The sequence below is a fragment of the Micromonospora alfalfae genome (assembly GCF_022230925.1).
GTDB lineage: Bacteria > Actinomycetota > Actinomycetes > Mycobacteriales > Micromonosporaceae > Micromonospora > Micromonospora alfalfae.
The window spans coordinates 21,194-36,830 of record NZ_JAKKFH010000045.1; the positions used below are offsets into that span (position 1 = coordinate 21,194).

General features: G+C 71.5%; 14 protein-coding genes. 9 read left to right on the plus strand and 5 right to left on the minus strand.

Annotated features, from left to right (window positions below; genetic code table 11):
* Window positions 1–59 precede the first annotated feature (59 nt).
* Window positions 60–617, plus strand: coding sequence for a ribosome recycling factor (gene frr, locus MED01_RS29200; protein WP_088946658.1), 558 nt, complete (start codon window positions 60–62; stop codon window positions 615–617).
* 52 nt (window positions 618–669) lie between these two features.
* On the opposite strand, the gene MED01_RS29205 is transcribed toward frr, so the two are convergent.
* The gene (locus MED01_RS29205) at window positions 670–1,113 is read right to left on the minus strand and encodes a hypothetical protein (protein WP_238671703.1); all 444 of its coding nucleotides are present in this window, start codon (window positions 1,111–1,113) and stop codon (window positions 670–672) included.
* 389 nt (window positions 1,114–1,502) lie between these two features.
* Here MED01_RS29205 and MED01_RS29210 point away from each other — a divergent pair, with 389 nt between their 5' ends.
* From MED01_RS29210 to MED01_RS29220, 3 genes are all read left to right on the plus strand, one after another.
* Window positions 1,503–2,888 carry a phosphatidate cytidylyltransferase gene (locus tag MED01_RS29210; RefSeq protein WP_238671704.1) on the plus strand — a complete coding sequence of 462 codons (1,386 nt, stop codon included), beginning with the start codon at window positions 1,503–1,505 and terminating at the stop codon, window positions 2,886–2,888.
* A 104-nt stretch (window positions 2,889–2,992) separates the two neighbouring features.
* On the plus strand, window positions 2,993–4,150 hold the full coding sequence (rlmN, locus tag MED01_RS29215; RefSeq protein WP_091400305.1) for a dual-specificity RNA methyltransferase RlmN: 1,158 nt from the start codon (window positions 2,993–2,995) through the stop codon (window positions 4,148–4,150).
* Between the two features lie 31 nt (window positions 4,151–4,181).
* Window positions 4,182–5,345 carry a DivIVA domain-containing protein gene (locus MED01_RS29220; RefSeq protein ID WP_238671705.1) on the plus strand — a complete coding sequence of 388 codons (1,164 nt, stop codon included), beginning with the start codon at window positions 4,182–4,184 and terminating at the stop codon, window positions 5,343–5,345.
* 86 nt (window positions 5,346–5,431) lie between these two features.
* On the opposite strand, the gene MED01_RS29225 is transcribed toward MED01_RS29220, so the two are convergent.
* Complete coding sequence (locus tag MED01_RS29225; RefSeq protein ID WP_036412111.1) at window positions 5,432–5,653, minus strand: DUF2631 domain-containing protein; 222 nt, start codon at window positions 5,651–5,653, stop codon at window positions 5,432–5,434.
* A 198-nt stretch (window positions 5,654–5,851) separates the two neighbouring features.
* On the opposite strand from MED01_RS29225, the gene MED01_RS29230 reads away from it, so the two are divergent.
* Window positions 5,852–7,432, plus strand: coding sequence for a Rieske 2Fe-2S domain-containing protein (locus tag MED01_RS29230; RefSeq protein WP_091400310.1), 1,581 nt, complete (start codon window positions 5,852–5,854; stop codon window positions 7,430–7,432).
* Window positions 7,433–7,527: 95 nt separating this feature from the next.
* On the opposite strand, the gene MED01_RS29235 is transcribed toward MED01_RS29230, so the two are convergent.
* From MED01_RS29235 to MED01_RS29245, 3 genes are all read right to left on the minus strand, one after another.
* The gene (locus MED01_RS29235; protein ID WP_238671706.1) at window positions 7,528–9,123 is read right to left on the minus strand and encodes a phytoene desaturase family protein; all 1,596 of its coding nucleotides are present in this window, start codon (window positions 9,121–9,123) and stop codon (window positions 7,528–7,530) included.
* A 96-nt stretch (window positions 9,124–9,219) separates the two neighbouring features.
* Window positions 9,220–11,193, minus strand: coding sequence for a HAMP domain-containing sensor histidine kinase (locus MED01_RS29240; protein WP_238671707.1), 1,974 nt, complete (start codon window positions 11,191–11,193; stop codon window positions 9,220–9,222).
* Entirely contained in the window at window positions 11,183–11,878 is a 696-nt protein-coding gene (locus tag MED01_RS29245) for a response regulator transcription factor (protein ID WP_238671708.1), read from the minus strand. The genes MED01_RS29240 and MED01_RS29245 overlap by 11 nt, the downstream gene beginning before the upstream one ends.
* A 113-nt stretch (window positions 11,879–11,991) precedes the next feature.
* Here MED01_RS29245 and MED01_RS29250 point away from each other — a divergent pair, with 113 nt between their 5' ends.
* The 4 genes from MED01_RS29250 to MED01_RS29265 are packed head-to-tail and all read left to right on the plus strand — an operon-like array spanning window position 11,992 to window position 15,635.
* On the plus strand, window positions 11,992–12,618 hold the full coding sequence (locus MED01_RS29250; RefSeq protein ID WP_238671709.1) for a hypothetical protein: 627 nt from the start codon (window positions 11,992–11,994) through the stop codon (window positions 12,616–12,618).
* Window positions 12,605–13,738 (plus strand): peptidoglycan-binding domain-containing protein, encoded by a 1,134-nt coding sequence (locus MED01_RS29255; RefSeq protein ID WP_238671710.1) that lies wholly within the window; start codon window positions 12,605–12,607, stop codon window positions 13,736–13,738. The genes MED01_RS29250 and MED01_RS29255 overlap by 14 nt, the downstream gene beginning before the upstream one ends.
* Complete coding sequence (locus MED01_RS29260) at window positions 13,738–14,427, plus strand: ABC transporter ATP-binding protein (RefSeq protein ID WP_238671963.1); 690 nt, start codon at window positions 13,738–13,740, stop codon at window positions 14,425–14,427. Before MED01_RS29255 ends, MED01_RS29260 begins: the two co-directional genes overlap by 1 nt.
* Window positions 14,424–15,635, plus strand: a complete 1,212-nt coding sequence (locus tag MED01_RS29265; RefSeq protein WP_238671711.1) for an ABC transporter permease — start codon at window positions 14,424–14,426, stop codon at window positions 15,633–15,635. Before MED01_RS29260 ends, MED01_RS29265 begins: the two co-directional genes overlap by 4 nt.
* Window positions 15,636–15,637: the final 2 nt, after the last annotated feature.

Consider the following 15,637-nt stretch of genomic DNA (forward strand, 5'->3'; position numbering starts at 1 on the left):
AGCGGTCTGACGACTTTCAGCAGAGCCCACCACGAGCACAGAAGGAGGCGAGGAGACCGGTGATCGACGACACCCTCCTCGAGGCCGAGGAGAAGATGGAGCGTGCGGTTGAGCACGCCAAGGAGGAGTTCGGCGCCATCCGTACCGGTCGCGCCAACGCCGCCATGTTCTCCAAGGTCATCATCGACTACTACGGCACGCCCACGCCGCTGACGCAGATGGCGTCCATCGCGGTTCCCGAGCCGCGGATGGCCATCATCAAGCCGTACGACAACTCGCAGATCAACGCGATGGAGAAGGCGATCCGCGACTCGGACCTCGGGGTCAACCCGAACAACGAGGGCAACCAGCTGCGCATCCTGCTCCCGCAGATGACCGAGGAACGCCGCCGCGACATGATCAAGGTGGCTCGGCACAAGGGCGAGGAGGCCAAGGTGGCGATCCGCAACGTCCGCCGCCGTGGCAAGGAGGAGCTGGACCGGATCGTCAAGGACGGCGAGGCCGGCGAGGACGACGGTCGCCGCGCCGAGAAGGAACTCGACGACCTGACCCAGCGGTACGTGGCCAGCATCGACGACCTGGTGAAGCACAAGGAAACCGAGCTGCTCGAGGTGTGACCCATGCTCCGAGGCCCGTTCCCGACGTCGGGAACGGGCCTCGTTCCATAGGTCAGCAGGGGATCCAGACGGCCCTGGTGCTTTCGGCGAACTGCTCGCCGGTGTCCGAGCCGCGCAGTGAGAAGTGGGCGGTGGCCCGGCCGGGGTGCAGCGCCGGAGCGATCCGGGCGAACGCCATCCCGAGTTCGACGGTGCCGCCGTCGCAGAGGATCTCGCCGGCGCCGTGGCCCCCGGTGGCCCAGAGGGTCGGCAGGCCGTCCTGCACCAGCGAGGCCGACATGAGGACGATGCCGGCCGGGCAGTTCCGGGCGGTGGCGGTGACCGCTGCCGCCGGGTACGTCACTCCCGGCTCGCCGACGGGCGGCTCGAACGGGTACAGCTCGCTGGTGTGGCGGTCGATGGTGATCCTGGTCAGTGCCGTGGTGGCGGCGGCCGGTGACCCTGCTCCCAGGACCATGGCGGCCACCGTCAGCACCGCGAGACCGAACTTGTACATGTGAGTGCCCTTCCCCCGTTCCGAGCGCGGGCTGGCGCCGGCGCGGCACCAGCGGACCACGCCGGGCGGGTGCGCTCAGTACTCGATCGCGCACACGACGAGTCGGATCGACGGCTGCGGATCGCCTGCGGTCTGCCGTACCGGATGGGTGTGCGCCGCTGGCCGGCGGGCCGGCGGGCCGGCGGCGCCGGGTGGCGTCCGTGGGCGTGCCTCGTCCGCCGTGCCGATCCGGCGTGTGCAGTAGGCTCGGCAGGATTCCCGGCCACCGGGTGGTGAACACCGGGGATCGACCGACCGTCGGGGCGGTCAATCGGAGGAACATCGCACGTGTAGGGGATGCTTGTGGTCTTGCGTCATGTGGTGGTTCTCGTGCCGCTTCGCGGTGCGTGATGTCCCACCCCGACCCCTACGGCAGCGAGCCTCGCGGCTGGGACCGGCCGGAGCGCCCGGTGGCGCTGCCCTGGCCGGACCAGGAGCTGGAGGCCGGCCAGTGGAGCCGCCGTCCGGCCGCCGGCCCTGAGCTGTACGCCGACCCGCACGCCCGGCCGTACGCCGACCCGCACCCTGCGGACCCGTACGACGAGCGTGGCCGCCCGGTCCGCCCGGATGACCGCTTCGACGACCGTGACCGGCGCGTCGACGACCGCAACCAGCCCGACCGGTACGACGACCGGGGTCGCGGTGACCGGTACGGCGACCGGGCGTCCACCGGTCCGGAGGGTGCCCCGCCCCGCGGCGGTGTCCCGCGTTTCGACGAGCCTGGCGGGTACGGCGGCCCGGGACCGTTCGACGGGCCGGTCCGCCCTGACGACACCGATTATCCGACCGCGCAGCTGGCGCCCATCGGGGCCGAGATCGGGCCGGAGCTGGAGCCGACGGCGGAGCCGACCACCGGTCGACGGTCGAAGGGGCGACGTCGGGCCAGCCTCGACCGACCGGCCACCCAGCAGGTGGGCACCGGGCGGGCCGGACGCAACCTTCCCGCGGCGATCGGGGTCGGGCTCGGCCTCGGCGCGTTGATCGTGGTGCCGCTGGTCTTCTATCCGTTGGCGTTCCTGCCGGTGATCGCCGCCGCGGTCGCCATCGGCATCTGGGAGATGGCCCGCGCGGTACGCCGCAGCGGTGCGCACCCGCCGCTGGTGCCACTGATCGCCGGCGGCGTGTTGACAGTGGGTCTGGCCTGGTACGCCGGCCCGGACGCGCTCAGCCTGGGGCTGCTGGTCACAGTGCTGGGCACCATGATCTGGCGGTTGGGTGACGGGCCGGCCGGCTTCCAGCGGGATCTCACCGCGGCCACCCTGATCGCCGTCTACGTGCCGTTCCTCGCCGGCTTTGCGGCGTTGCTGGCGGCGGCCCCCGGCGATGGGCGCCTGCGCATCCTGGCCACGCTGATCGGGGTGGTCCTCTCCGACACCGGTGGGTACGCGGCCGGGGTCTCCTTCGGCCGTCACCCGATGGCCCCGTCGATCAGCCCGAAGAAGTCCTGGGAGGGCTTCGCCGGCTCGGTCACCGCGGCGGCCCTGGGTGGGGCGTTGCTGCTGTGGCTGATGTTCGAGGTGGCCCCCTGGTGGGGTGCGCTGTTCGGGGTGGCCGTCTCCTGCGCGGCGGTCCTCGGCGACCTGGCCGAGTCGATGATCAAGCGGGATCTCGGCGTGAAGGACATGAGCAACCTGTTGCCCGGCCACGGCGGTCTGATGGACCGACTGGACTCGATCCTGTTCGCTGTGCCGACGGCCTACCTGCTGTTGGCGGTCTTCGTGCCGGTGGTGGGCTGAGGTATGAATCACGGCGACCTGGTCATCCGGCTGTGGTGGTCGCGGCCCGTTCGACACCTCCGGAGCGGCAGCCGCCGCCGACGGCGTGACACACTGGACCAGCCATGACGAGCCTGCCCTTGATCCCCGCCATCTCGGTCGCCCCCGCTGCGCGCCGGGCCTCCATGCCCCCTCAGCACCTCGCTGACCTGGACCTGGCCGGCCGCCAGGCGTTGGTCACCGGGTTGGGGGAGCCGGCCTTCCGCGCCAAGCAGGTCTCCAACCACTACTTCGGGCGGTTGGTCCGCGACCCGCAGGCGATGACCGATCTGCCAGCGGCGACCCGGGAGCGGCTGGCCGACCAGTTGCTGCCGACGTTGCTCAACCCGGTGCGCGAGCTGGCCTGCGATGACGGCGCGACCCGCAAGGCGCTCTGGCGGCTGCACGACGGCGCGCTGGTGGAGAGCGTGCTGATGGGTTATCCGGACCGGGTGACCGTCTGCATCTCCAGCCAGGCGGGTTGCGGCATGGCCTGTCCGTTCTGCGCGACCGGCCAGGCCGGGTTGACCCGCAACCTGTCGACGGCGGAGATCGTCGACCAGGCGGTGTACATGGCCGGGGTGGCGGCCTCCGGCGTGGTCGCCGGTTCCCCGCCGAGGCTGTCGCGCGTCGTCTTCATGGGCATGGGCGAGCCGCTGGCCAACTACAACCGGGTGATCGCGGCGATCCGTCGGCTGGTCAGCCCGGCACCGGAGGGGCTCGGTCTGTCCCAGCGGCACATCACCGTTTCCACTGTCGGCCTGGTTCCGGCTATCCACCGACTGGCCAGCGAAGACCTCTCAGTGACCCTTGCGTTGTCGTTGCACGCGCCCGATGATGATCTGCGCGACGAACTCGTGCCGGTAAACCAGCGCTGGAAGGTAGCCGAGGTGCTGGACGCAGCGTGGGACTACGCCGCCCGGACGGGCCGCCGCGTGTCGATCGAGTACGCGATGATCAAGGACGTGAACGACCAGCCGTGGCGAGCCGACCTGCTCGGGCGGCTGCTGGCCGGCAAATTGGCCCACGTGAACCTCATCCCGCTCAATCCGACGCCGGGCAGCCGCTGGGACGCGAGCCCGAAGCCGGTCGAGCGGGAGTTCGTCCGGCGGTTGCGCGACGCCGGGGTGTCCACCACAGTTCGGGACACCCGAGGTCGCGAGATCGACGGCGCGTGTGGCCAGCTTGCCGCCGCCGAAGACAACGACACCAACACCGACCGCGCCGGAGAGGCACCGGCGTGACCGGGCGTGGCGAACGAGACCAGGAGACATAGTGGCGAGTCAGGGTCAGCGTTTCCGGCGCAAGGCGCTCCGCCGGGGATACAAGGTCGACGAGGTGGATGCCTTCCTCGACCGGGTCGAGGCGACGCTCGACGGCCGACAGGTCGGTGCCCCGGTGGCCTCCCAGGAGGTTCATGACGTCGTCTTCCGGGTCCGCTTCAACGGCTACGACGAGTGGCAGGTCGACCTGCACCTGGACCGGGTCGAGCGGCAGCTGGCCGAGCTGGAGGAGCGCAACAGCGCCGGGCGCGGTGGCGACCCCCGGATGGGTGACCGGATGGGCCCACCGGACCGGATGGGTCCGCCGATGCGTGATGACCGGGGCATGGTCCCGCAGCCGATGCCGCCCCGGCCGATGCCCGCGCAGGCCGGCCCGCCCTACGGCCGCTACGACGAGCCGACCGGTGCCTTCGCCGGTGGGTACGACGCCCCCCGCGGCGGTGGTTACGACGCGCCACGTGGCCCGGCCGGCCCCCCGATGGGCCCCGGTGGCCAGATGGGCCCCGGCCCGATGGGTGGCCACGGCATGCCGCAGCGCGGCCTGCCCGCCGGTCCCAGCGGGTACGGCCCGCCGGACGACCAGCGCTCACCCGGTGGCTACGGCCCGGATGATCAGCGCGGCGGGTACGGCCCCGACGACCAGCGCGCGCCCGGCGGTTATCCGCCGCCGCCGGAGGAGCCGCGCTTCGACGGCTTCGAGGCGGGGCGGCACGGTCGCGCCGACATGACGGCCGAGATCCGGATGCCGGAGCGGGATCTGCGCGACATGCGCCGTGGTCCGGCCGGTCCGCCTCCGCTGCCGCAGCAGGGCATGGGTGGCCCGCCGATGGCCGGTCCGCCCGCGGTGGCCGGCCCCCCGATGGGCGGCCCGCCGATGGGTGGTCCGCCGATGGCCGGTCCGCCCGGCAGCGATCTGTACCGGGTCGACCAGATCCGTCGTAGCTTCCAGGTGCGCCGGTTCGGCAGCGGGTACGACCCCGACCAGGTGGACCGGTTCTTCGACACCCTGCTCGGTGGCATGCAGCGCCGTAACCCGATGCCTGTCGACCCGAAGGACCTGGACACGCTCCGGTTCGGCCTGGTGCCGGGTGGCTACTTCGAGGCCGAGGTCGACGCGGCGCTCAAGGACGTGCAGGACATCCTCTTCGGGCGCTGACCCGACGCGGTACGGACGAGGGCCCGTCCCCCGGGTGGGGGCGGGCCCTCGGCGTACGTCGGCCGGTCGTCCGGCGGTGGGTCGGGTCAGGAGCGCAGACCGCTGCGCCGCAACACGATGTCGCCGATCACGATGATCAGCAGCAGCGCGGCCAGGCCGATCAGCCAGATGTCCTCGACCCTGCCCTCGTGGTTGCCGCAGATCATCGCCAGCAGCGCCAGTGCGGACAGCACGGCGCCGATCTGCCCGGCCTTGCGGTGCCCGGGCTTGTGCTGGTCTGGCGACGTTACCGGCTCGCTTCCTGCCACTGTCGGTCCTTCCCTCGCGATCGGATCTTTGGTTAGTCTGGCACGCCTCGTACGCGGTGCGGTGGGGTGGGGGTTTCCTGGCCATCGGCCCTGCCCCACCTGGGCTGGATGGCACTACCGGCGTCGCGGGGCGGCGGTCAGACTCGCTCCGGTAGCGTTTGGCGTACACCTGATTGTCTGTTTGAGGGGGACTGTGCGGTGCGAGTGACCGGAACCGGGCACGCCAGCATGCGGATCGACACGGCCGCGGGCAGCATCCTGTGCGACCCGTGGGTGAATCCGGCCTACTTCGCGTCGTGGTTCCCGTTCCCGGACAATTCTCTGCTGGACTGGGAGAGCCTGGGTCAGGTCGACTACCTGTACGTCTCCCACCTGCACCGGGACCACTTCGACGCGAAGCACCTGCGCGACTTCGTCTCCAAGGACGCCACGGTCCTGCTCCCCGAGTTCCCCACCTCGGAGATGGAGGACGAGTTCCGGGCGCTGGGCTTCACCAAGTTCCTGAAGGCGCCCAACGAGCAGGTGGTGGAGCTGCCCGGCGGCCTGAAGATCATGATTCAGGCGTTGACCAGCCCGACCGACGGGCCGATCGGCGACTCCTCGCTCTGGGTCGAGTACGAGGGTGTGCGGCTGCTCAACCAGAACGATGCCCGCCCCACCGACCTGAGCGTGTTCGCCGAGCTGGGGCACGTGCACGCGCACCTGCTCCAGTTCTCCGGTGCGATCTGGTACCCGATGGTCTACGAGTTGCCGCAGGCGGCGAAGACCGCGTTCGGTAAGCAGAAGCGTGACCGGCAGTTCGACCGGACCTGGCGGTACATCGACGACCTGAAGGCGTCGCACGTCTTCCCGATCGCCGGCCCGCCGTGCTTCCTCGACGACGCCCTGTGGCAGTTCAACGACATCCACGGCGACGAGGGCAACATCTTCCCCGACCAGTCGGTCTTCCTGTCGGAGTACGCCAAGGTCGGTGGCACCAACGGGATCGTGCTGCTGCCGGGCAGCGTCGCCGAGGTCACCACCGAGGGCGCGAGCACCACCCACCCGGTGCCGGTGCAGGAGTTCTTCGCCAACAAGGTCGCGCACCTGGAGGAGATGCGGGAGCGCAAGCGCCCGATCATCGAGGCGGAGAAGGCGTCCTGGCGGCACCCCGAGGTGGACGTGCTCGGCGAGATGAAGCGTCGGATCGAGCCGCTGCTCGACGAGTCGATCTACCTGGCCAAGGGGGTCGGCGGTCCGGTCCGTTTCGACCTGGTGGGGTATGACGGCGAGAGCGTCGAGTCGATCGTGGTGGACTTCCCCGGCAAGGAGGTCCGGCCGTACGCGGACGAGAAGGTGCGCTACCGGTTCCGGACCGAGCGGTCGCTGATCGAGCACCTGCTCTTCATCGACGAGGTGGACTGGGTCAACTCGCTCTTCCTGTCCTGCCGGTTCTCGGCGGCCCGGATCGGCCAGTACAACGAGTTCGTCTACGCGTTCTTCAAGTGTCTTTCCGAGGAGCGGCTCCAGTACGCCGAGGGCTGGTACGACGAGCACGAGCGCAGCACCGACGCCGAGGACATCACGTTGGGCGACTGGGTGGTGCAGCGGCGGTGCCCGCACCTGAAGGCGGACCTGACCCGCTTCGGCATCGTCGACGGCGACCAGCTCACCTGCCAGTTGCACGGCTGGCGCTTCGACCTGCCCAGCGGCCGCTGCCTGACCAGCGTCGGCCACAAGGTGCGAGCCCACCGGGTGGACGCGGAAACCCCGGCTCCCGCCGGCGAGGCAGTGATCTGACCCCCTCACCACCGCGATCTTGCACTTGCTGTCGCGCCTGAGCGGGGCATACCGCCCGTATCGGCGTCCGAAAGTGCAAGATCGCGGGAGTCTGGTCAGCGGCCCAGGTCGGTGAGGATGCGGCGGGCGGCGTTGTGGCCGGCCGCGCCGATGACGCTGCCGGCCGGGTGGCAGCCGGCGCTGCCGGCGTACACACCGTCGACGCCGGTGGCGTAGGGCATCCGGTCGGTGAACGAGACGGTGTTGTCGACGTGGTGGATGTGCCCACCGGTGATGCCGAAGTGCTCCTCGATGCCGGGTGGGGCCAGCGGCACCGCGTCGGCGATCAGGTCACCGGTGCCGGGGGCGTACCGCTCGACGATCCCGATGAGCCGGTCGACGTAGCCGGGCAGCTCCGCGTCCCAGGTGGTTCCGGCCAACTCGTAGGGGACGGACTGGACGAAGAGCGCCGACGAGTGGTGCCCGGCGGCGTCGGAGAGCGACGGGTCGACTGTGGTGTGCAGGTACCACTCGATGGTGGGCTCCGCCGGCAGCAGCCCGGCCTGCACGTCCGCCCACATGGCGCGCAGCGCGGTCATCGGCGACGCCTCCGCCCCGCCGACCAGCGATGCCGACCCGGGCAGCAGGTGGATGGTCGAGCCGAACGGGCTCGGCGTGCCGTCCGGCAGGCAGGAGAACCGCGGCAGCCCGGTGAGCGCCAGGTTGAGCTTGAGGGTGGTGCCGGGCCGGCGGACCGCCGCCATCCGTTCGCCGAGCCGCGCCGGGAGCGCACCGTCGGGCAACAGGTCCATCAGCCGGTACGGGTCACACGCGCCGAGGACCACCCGAGCGGCGACCTCCCGACCGTCGGCCAGCACCACTCCGCTCGCCGCGCCGCCGTCCAGCGTCACCGCGTGCACCGGCGTACCGGTCAGGATCCTGGCCCCGGCGGCGCGTGCGGCCTCGGCGAAGGTCCGGGAGACGGTGCCCATCCCGCCCTCGGCGATCATCCAGGTGCCGCCGGAGCCGGGCAGTCGGCACATGTTGTGCACGAGGAAGTTGTGGCCGGTGCCGGGGTCGTCCGGGCCGGCGTTGAGCCCGGACAGGCCGTCGGTGACCGCGTACATGCTGACCAGCAGTTCGGAGCGGAACTCGAACCGGGCCAGGTAGTCGGCGACCGAGCCCTGCACGAGGTCGACGAAGACCTGGCGCAGCGCCGGGCGGACGTGCCGCTCGGCGGTCTCCTGGACGTTCAGCGGCTCGGCCAGCCAGGCCGGGGCGAGGTCTTCCCGCAGCGCGGCCAGCTCGGCCTGCATGGCGTCGTCGGCGGCCACGTCACCGGGGGAGAAGAAATCGGCGAGCTGCGCCCGGGTGGCGGCCGTGTCACTGCCGAAGAGCAGGTACGGCGAGCCGAGGCCGCCCGGGGTGGGGAGGAAGTAGTGCGGGTCGCGGCGCAGCACCGGAATCCGTACGTCGAGCGTGGCGAGCAGCTCCGGGGGCATCAGCCCGAGCAGGTACGACCCGGTGGAGTGGCGCAGCCCCGGCACCTTCGGGAACGGGTTCTCGGTGCGGGTCGCGCCGCCGATCACGTCGGCGGCCTCCAGCACGAGGACATCCAGGCCGGCCCGGGCCAGCAGGACTGCGGAGACCAGACCGTTGTGCCCGGCACCGACGATCACGACGTCGGCGCGGGCCGGAATCTCACTGCTCATGCCGCGGCAGCCTAGTCCGCCCTGCCCAACCAGGTCACCCCTTCCACCCCACCCCATACCCCGCCCCACCTGCCCCGTCTTCTGTTGATCATGAAGTTATTGCCACGACACGCCGCGCCGAGTGGCAATAACTTCATGATCAACCGGGCCGGCGGGTGGGGGGTGGGGTTGGGAGGAGGCGGGAGGTAGGGGTGGGGGAGGTAGGGGCGGGGGAGGTAGGGGTGGGGGAGGTAGGGGTGGGGGTAGGTGGAGGGTGAAGGTGGAGCCTTGGGTGGGGGTGCTGGTGGCGCTGACCGTGCCGCCGTGGGCCTCGGTGAGCTTGCGCACGATGGCGAGGCCCAGGCCGCTGCCGCCGGTCAGCCGGCTACGGGACTTCTCGGCCCGCCAGAAGCGATCGAAGACCCGGGGCAGGTCCTCGGCGCTGATACCGCTGCCGGTGTCGGTCACCGAGACGACGACCTCGGCGTCGGTCGCGCTGGCGCTGATCGTCACGCGCCCGCCCGACGGGGTGTGCCGTACCGCGTTGGCGACCAGGTTGCCGACGGCCTGGCGGAGTCGCACCGGGTCGGCGTGCACCCGCGGGTCGGCCTCGGTGCGTACCGTGATGGTGACGCCGACCCGGTCGGCCTGGGCCCGGTGCGCCTCAGCGACCTGGGCGAGCAGGTCGGCGAGGTAGACCTCTTCGGGGTGCAGCCGCAGCGCGCCCGCGTCGGCCTCGGCCAGGTCCTGCAGGTCGGTGATCACGTGCTGGAGCACTGTCGCCTCCTCCAGCAGTGAGGAGAGCAGCCGGCGGTCGGGGGCCGCGACGCCGTCCTCGACCGCTTCGAGCCAACCCCGGATGTTGCTCACCGGCGTACGCATCTCGTGGGCGATGTCGCTGACCATGGCCCGGCGTAACTGCTCCAGCCGTTCCCGCCGCTCGGCCATGTCATTGAAGGCCTCGGCCAGTCGGGCGATCTCGTCGCGGCCGGTCACCCGGACCCGGGCTGCGCCGTCGCCGTCGCGCATCCGCTGGGCGGCCCCGGTCAGCGCGTGCAGCGGGCGGGTCAGCCGGATGCCGGCGAGGACTGTGAAGCCGATCGTCACCAGCAGGACGAGGCCGGCGACAGCGACGATGCGGGTCTGGTTGGCCGGGGAGAGGTCGAAGGTGGTCGAGGGGCGACCGCCCGGGTCGCTGACGAAGAGGGTCGCGGCCGGAGCGACGTACGGGAGGAGTTGTTCGCGTCGACTGGTGCCGACGCAGGCACTGACCGCCCGGTTGTGCTCCTGGTCGACGCCGGCCGCGCTGCGGGAATCGGGTGCGCTGGCCGCCGGCTGCCTCGTCCAGGTCCAGTTCAGGTCCACCTGCACGGCGGGCAGGCGTCGCCGCGCCAGGCAGGTGTTCACCAGGGCGTTGAGCTGGGCGAGCGCCTTGCCCTCGGTGGCCGTACGGGTCGCGAGATCCACTCTCGCCTGGCCGCAGACGGCACTGTCGGCGAGGTCGGTGCCGGGGGTGTCGATGCGGGGGCGGCCAGTGGGCCCGTCCACGACGGTGGCGTCGATCTGCGCCCGGAGCCGCAGACACTGGACCGCCTGGGCCGCCTCGTCGCGCAGCGCGGCGCGCTCCTCCGGTGGGAGCTGGTACGGCCCGATGGCGCGCGGGTCGATGCGGCTGGCGCCGCCGTCACCGCCGCCCGGCATTGTGGTGCCGGGCATCAGGGCGGTGTCGACGGCAAGCGCGTCGACGGTCGCGGACGACGTCGTCGGCAACGGGCCCGCGCCGGGTGCCGAGTCCGCGATCGGCGCACCCGTCTCGGTGGTCAGGGCGATCCGCCGGCCGACGTCCTGGGCGAGCGGCCGAACTGCCGCGTCGACCCCGTCCCAGTTCGGATGGGTCGCCGCGTACGCGAGCACTGTGTCGTAGATGCGCGCGTCGTCGGCCAGCGCCTGCCCCTGCTCCTGCCGGATCGCTCCGGTGGTGGTGCGGACGGCCAGCCACGCGGTCGCCGCGATCGAGCCGATGGCGATGAGGACGGCCAGCGCCAGCAGTCGGAGCAGCAGGCTGCGGCGCAGCGGGACCTCAACCGACACGGGGGGACTCTTCGACCAACTTGTATCCGATGCCGTACACGGTCACCAACCGGGCCGGCTTGCGCGGGTTCGGCTCGATCTTCCGGCGGAGGTTCATCACGTGCACGTCCACGGTCCGGTTGGTGATGTACCTGTCGAAGCCGTGCAGGTAGCCCAGGAGCTGATCCCTGGTGAACGCCCGGGCGGGCTGGGCGGCCATCGCCTGGAGCAGCTGGAACTCACCAGGTGTGCAGTCGACGAGGCGGCCGTCGCTGCGTACCTCGTGGCGCACCGGGTCGACGTGCACCGCGCCCACCCGCAGCACCGGGTCCGCCTGCGTCCGTTGGCCCCGGCGCAGCAGGCTGCGGGCCCGGGCGACCAGTTCACGCGGGCTGTACGGCTTCGTCATGTAGTCGTCGGCGCCCAGGTCGAGGCCGAGCAGCAGGTCGTCCTCGGTCGACCGGGCGGTCAGCATGAGCACCGGCAGGTCGGACTCCCGGCGCAGGATGCGACAGACGTCCAGGCCGTCGACCTTCGGCATCATCACGTCGAGGATCAGCAGATCCGGGGGCCGCTGCCGGATCTGCTCCAGCGCGGCCCGCCCGTCGGCCACCACGACCACCTCGTGCCCCTCGCGTTCCAGATACCGGCGCGCCAGCTCCGCCTGCTTCTGGTCGTCCTCGGCCACCAGCACGTACGCACACACGGCAGCGACTGTACGTGGCCCCGACCGGTTCCAGCACTGCCGCTGAGCTGGGACTATCGGATGACGACCGGTTCCTTACAGGTCTCTGACACCCGGGCGTGAAGCTGCACGCCATGACCAACTCAACCCATCGGGTCGCGGCCGGCCTCGCCGCGGTCACGGTGCTCGCCGTCGCCCTCGCCGTCGCCCTCACCGGCTGCGGCGGCGGTGCGTCCAGCGCCGACAAGGGCACCGCCAGCGGCGATGTCGCGTCGCTCGTCACCCCGTCCGCCCGGGCGAGCGCCACCCCGACCGGTGGCGCCGCCAACGGTCGGCCGCAGCTACGCCTGGACATGACCGACGAGGAGGAGGAGCGGCTCTGGGGGACGTACAACATCTGCCTGCACGACAACGGCGTGAAGCTGAACGACGGCCGGTCACAACCCGGCCCGGTGGGGGACGGCACGGGCCTGTCCCTCGACCAGAGCGGGGAGCCGAAGGCGGCGTACGTGGCGTGCGCGAACAAGCTGCCGCTCCAGCCGCCGGAGCTGGACCCGAAGAAGAACCCGAACTACGTGAGTCAGTGGAACGACTACGTCCAGTGCCTGCGTGGACGCGGAATGAAGATCCACTCGCTGCCGGACGGCTCCGGTTGGACCTACGACGACGGGGTCGCCGACCCGACCAACGGACTTGACGGTCAGGCCGTGGCCAAGCTCGACAAGGAATGCACGATGGAGATCTTCGGTGCCCGGCAGTAACCCGACCGACGGCCCTGGTCGGCGGACGACCCGGCGTACCGCGATCGTGGTGGCGGTGGTGACAGTGGTGGTCGCCGTGGGTGCCGGCGTCGGGGCGTTGGCTCTGCGGCGTCACCCCGGCGGTGACGCCCCCAGCGCCCCGCCGCCGGTCGCCACGACGACTGTGACCCGGGCCGACCTGTCGGACAGCCGCTCGCTGAACGGCACACTCGGCTTCGGCCCGGAGCGGTTGGTGAAGGGCGCAGGGGAGGGCGTCGTCACCCGGCTGCCGAAGGTGGGCGACACGGTGGCCCGGGGCAAGGCGCTCTACTGGGTCAACGACCGACCGGTGCCGGTGCTGTTCGGCGGGACGCCGCTCTTCCGCACGCTCGACAAGCCAGGTCTGGTGGGCAGCGACGTACGGATCGTGTCGGACAACCTGAAGGCGCTGGGCTACCAGACCGGTACGCAGCCGTCCCGGGGCACCGACGGCACGAAGATCGGAACAGGTCAGGCACTGCTCACCAAGAGTCTGGTCAGCGCGATCAAGAAGTGGCAGCAGGCACTCGGCCTGGACCCCACGGGCACGATCGGGGTCGGGCAGGCAGCTGTGCTGACCGGGCCGGCCCGGGTCAGCGCGGTGAAGGCGCTGCCCGGTGACCCGGTCGCCGGTGAGCTGCTGGCCGTCACCGAGAAGGTCAAGCTGGTCACAGTGCCGGTCGGGGCCACCGAGGTCGGCACCATCACTGTGGGCGCCGCAGTGGTCGTCGCCCTGCCGGACAGCTCCGAGATCCCGGCCACCGTCGCCTCGATCTCGCAGACGGTGCGCGGCGGTGGCTCGGACGACGGCACCGGGCAGGGCAGCCCGCCGACGGTTGACGTCCTCGTCGCACCGACCCGGGCGGCGGACGTGGCCAAGCTGGACGCGGCAACGGTGCAGGTCCGCTTCACCACCGCCGTCCACAAGGGCGTGCTCGCGGTGCCGGTCGGCGCGCTGGTGGCGCTCCGCGAGGGCGGGCATGCGCTGCAACTGCCCGACGGTGGGCTGGTGGCCGTGGAGACCGGGATGTTCGCCCGGGGTCTGGTGGAGATCAGCGGCACCGGTGTGACCGAGGGCCTCGACGTCATGACGGCATCGTGATCGCCGAACCGGTGCTGAGCGTCGAGGCAGTCAGTAGGACGTACCCCGGCGGGGTGACGGCGCTTGACGACGTCTCACTGACGGTGCGCGCGGGCGAGATGCTCGCCATCGTCGGGCCCTCCGGGTCCGGCAAGTCCACGCTGCTGAACATCATGGGCACCCTCGACCTGCCGACCAGCGGTCGGGTACGCGTCGCCGGGCAGGAGGTCACCGCGCTGTCCGACCGTCGGCTCTCCGCGCTGCGGGGCCGCTGGCTCGGTTTCGTCTTCCAGCAGTTCCACCTCACCGACGGGCTGGATGCCGCCGAGAACGTCGCCACCGGCCTGCTCTACGCCGGGGTGCCCCGCCGTCGCCGTCGCCGAACGGCGATCGAGGCGCTGGCCCGGGTCGGCCTGGCGCACCGTGTCGACCACCTGCCGCAGCAGCTCTCCGGCGGGGAGCGGCAGCGGGTGGCGATAGCGCGGGCGCTCGTCAACGAGCCCGCGTTGGTGCTGGCCGACGAGCCGACCGGCGCCCTCGACACGGTCAACGGGGAGGCGGTTCTTGCCCTGCTCACAGACCTCAACGCGGAGGGCACCACCATCGCGGTGATCACCCACGACCGCGATCTCGCCGCCCGTACGCCTCGGCAGGTGGAGATCCGCGACGGCCGGATCGTCGCCGACACCGTCACCGGGAGCGGGGTGTGAGCGCGTCCCCGGGTGACACCCGGTCGACCCGGCTCGCCCCGACCGACGTACTCCGGCTCGGTCTGCTCGGCCTGACCACCCGCCGGATGCGGGCGGTCCTCTCCGCCCTGGGCATCTCCATCGGCATCGCCACGTTGGTGGTCGTGGTGGGTATCCCCGCGTCCAGCCAGCGCGACCTGATGGACCAGCTCTCCGCCCTCGGCACCAACCTGCTGCGGGTCGAGCCCGTGCCGGATCAGAACCCGCCCGTCCTCCTGCCCGAGGACGCCGCTGCCATGGTGTCGCGGATCGGGCCGGTCCAGACGGCGAGCGCGGTCGCGAACACGCACACCGCCGTACGCCGCAACGACCTGCTGGACCGGTACGACACGTCCGGGCTCACAGTGCTCGCGTCCCGGCCGGACCTGTTGGGGACTGTCAACGGCCGGATCCGCAGCGGGCGGGCCCTCGACGCCGGCGCGGCCCAGCTTCCGACAGCAGTCCTCGGGTACGTAGCGGCGAGCCGGCTCGGCTTTGCCACTGTGGATCCCCGGCAACCACCCCAGGTGTTCATCGGCGAGCGCTGGTTCACTGTGATCGGCATCCTGGACCCGTTGCCGCTCTCCCCGGATCTGGACCGCTCGGTGCTGGTCGGGTGGGACGCCGCCAAGGCCATGCTCGACTTCGACGGTCACCCCACTGTCGTCTACCTGCGGGCCACTGAGGACGCGTTGGAGGACGTCCGCGCCGTGCTGCCGGCCACCCTCAACCCGCAGTTGCCCGGGCTGGTCCAGGTCAGCCGCCCCTCCGACGCGCTCGCTGCGAAACGGGCCACCGAGAGCAGCTTCTCCGCGCTGTTCCTCGGGTTGGCGGCGGTCGCCCTGCTGGTCGGTGGGATCGGGGTGGCCAACACGATGGTCATCTCGGTGCTGGAGCGTCGTCGGGAGATCGGTCTACGCCGAGCGCTCGGCGCGAACCGCGGCCAGATCCGGGTGCAGTTCCTCACCGAGTCGGTACTGCTCAGCGTGCTCGGCGGTGCCGCCGGGGCCGTCCTGGGGGTGCTCGCGACTGTCGGCTACGCCAGCTACCAGGGCTGGCCGCCCACGATTCCACTGACCGCGGTGCTCGGCGGAATCACCGGCGCCCTCCTGGTAGGGGTGATCGCCGGCGTCTACCCGTCAATCCGAGCCGCCCGCCTAACCCCCACCGAAGCCCTCTCCACCCCCTAACC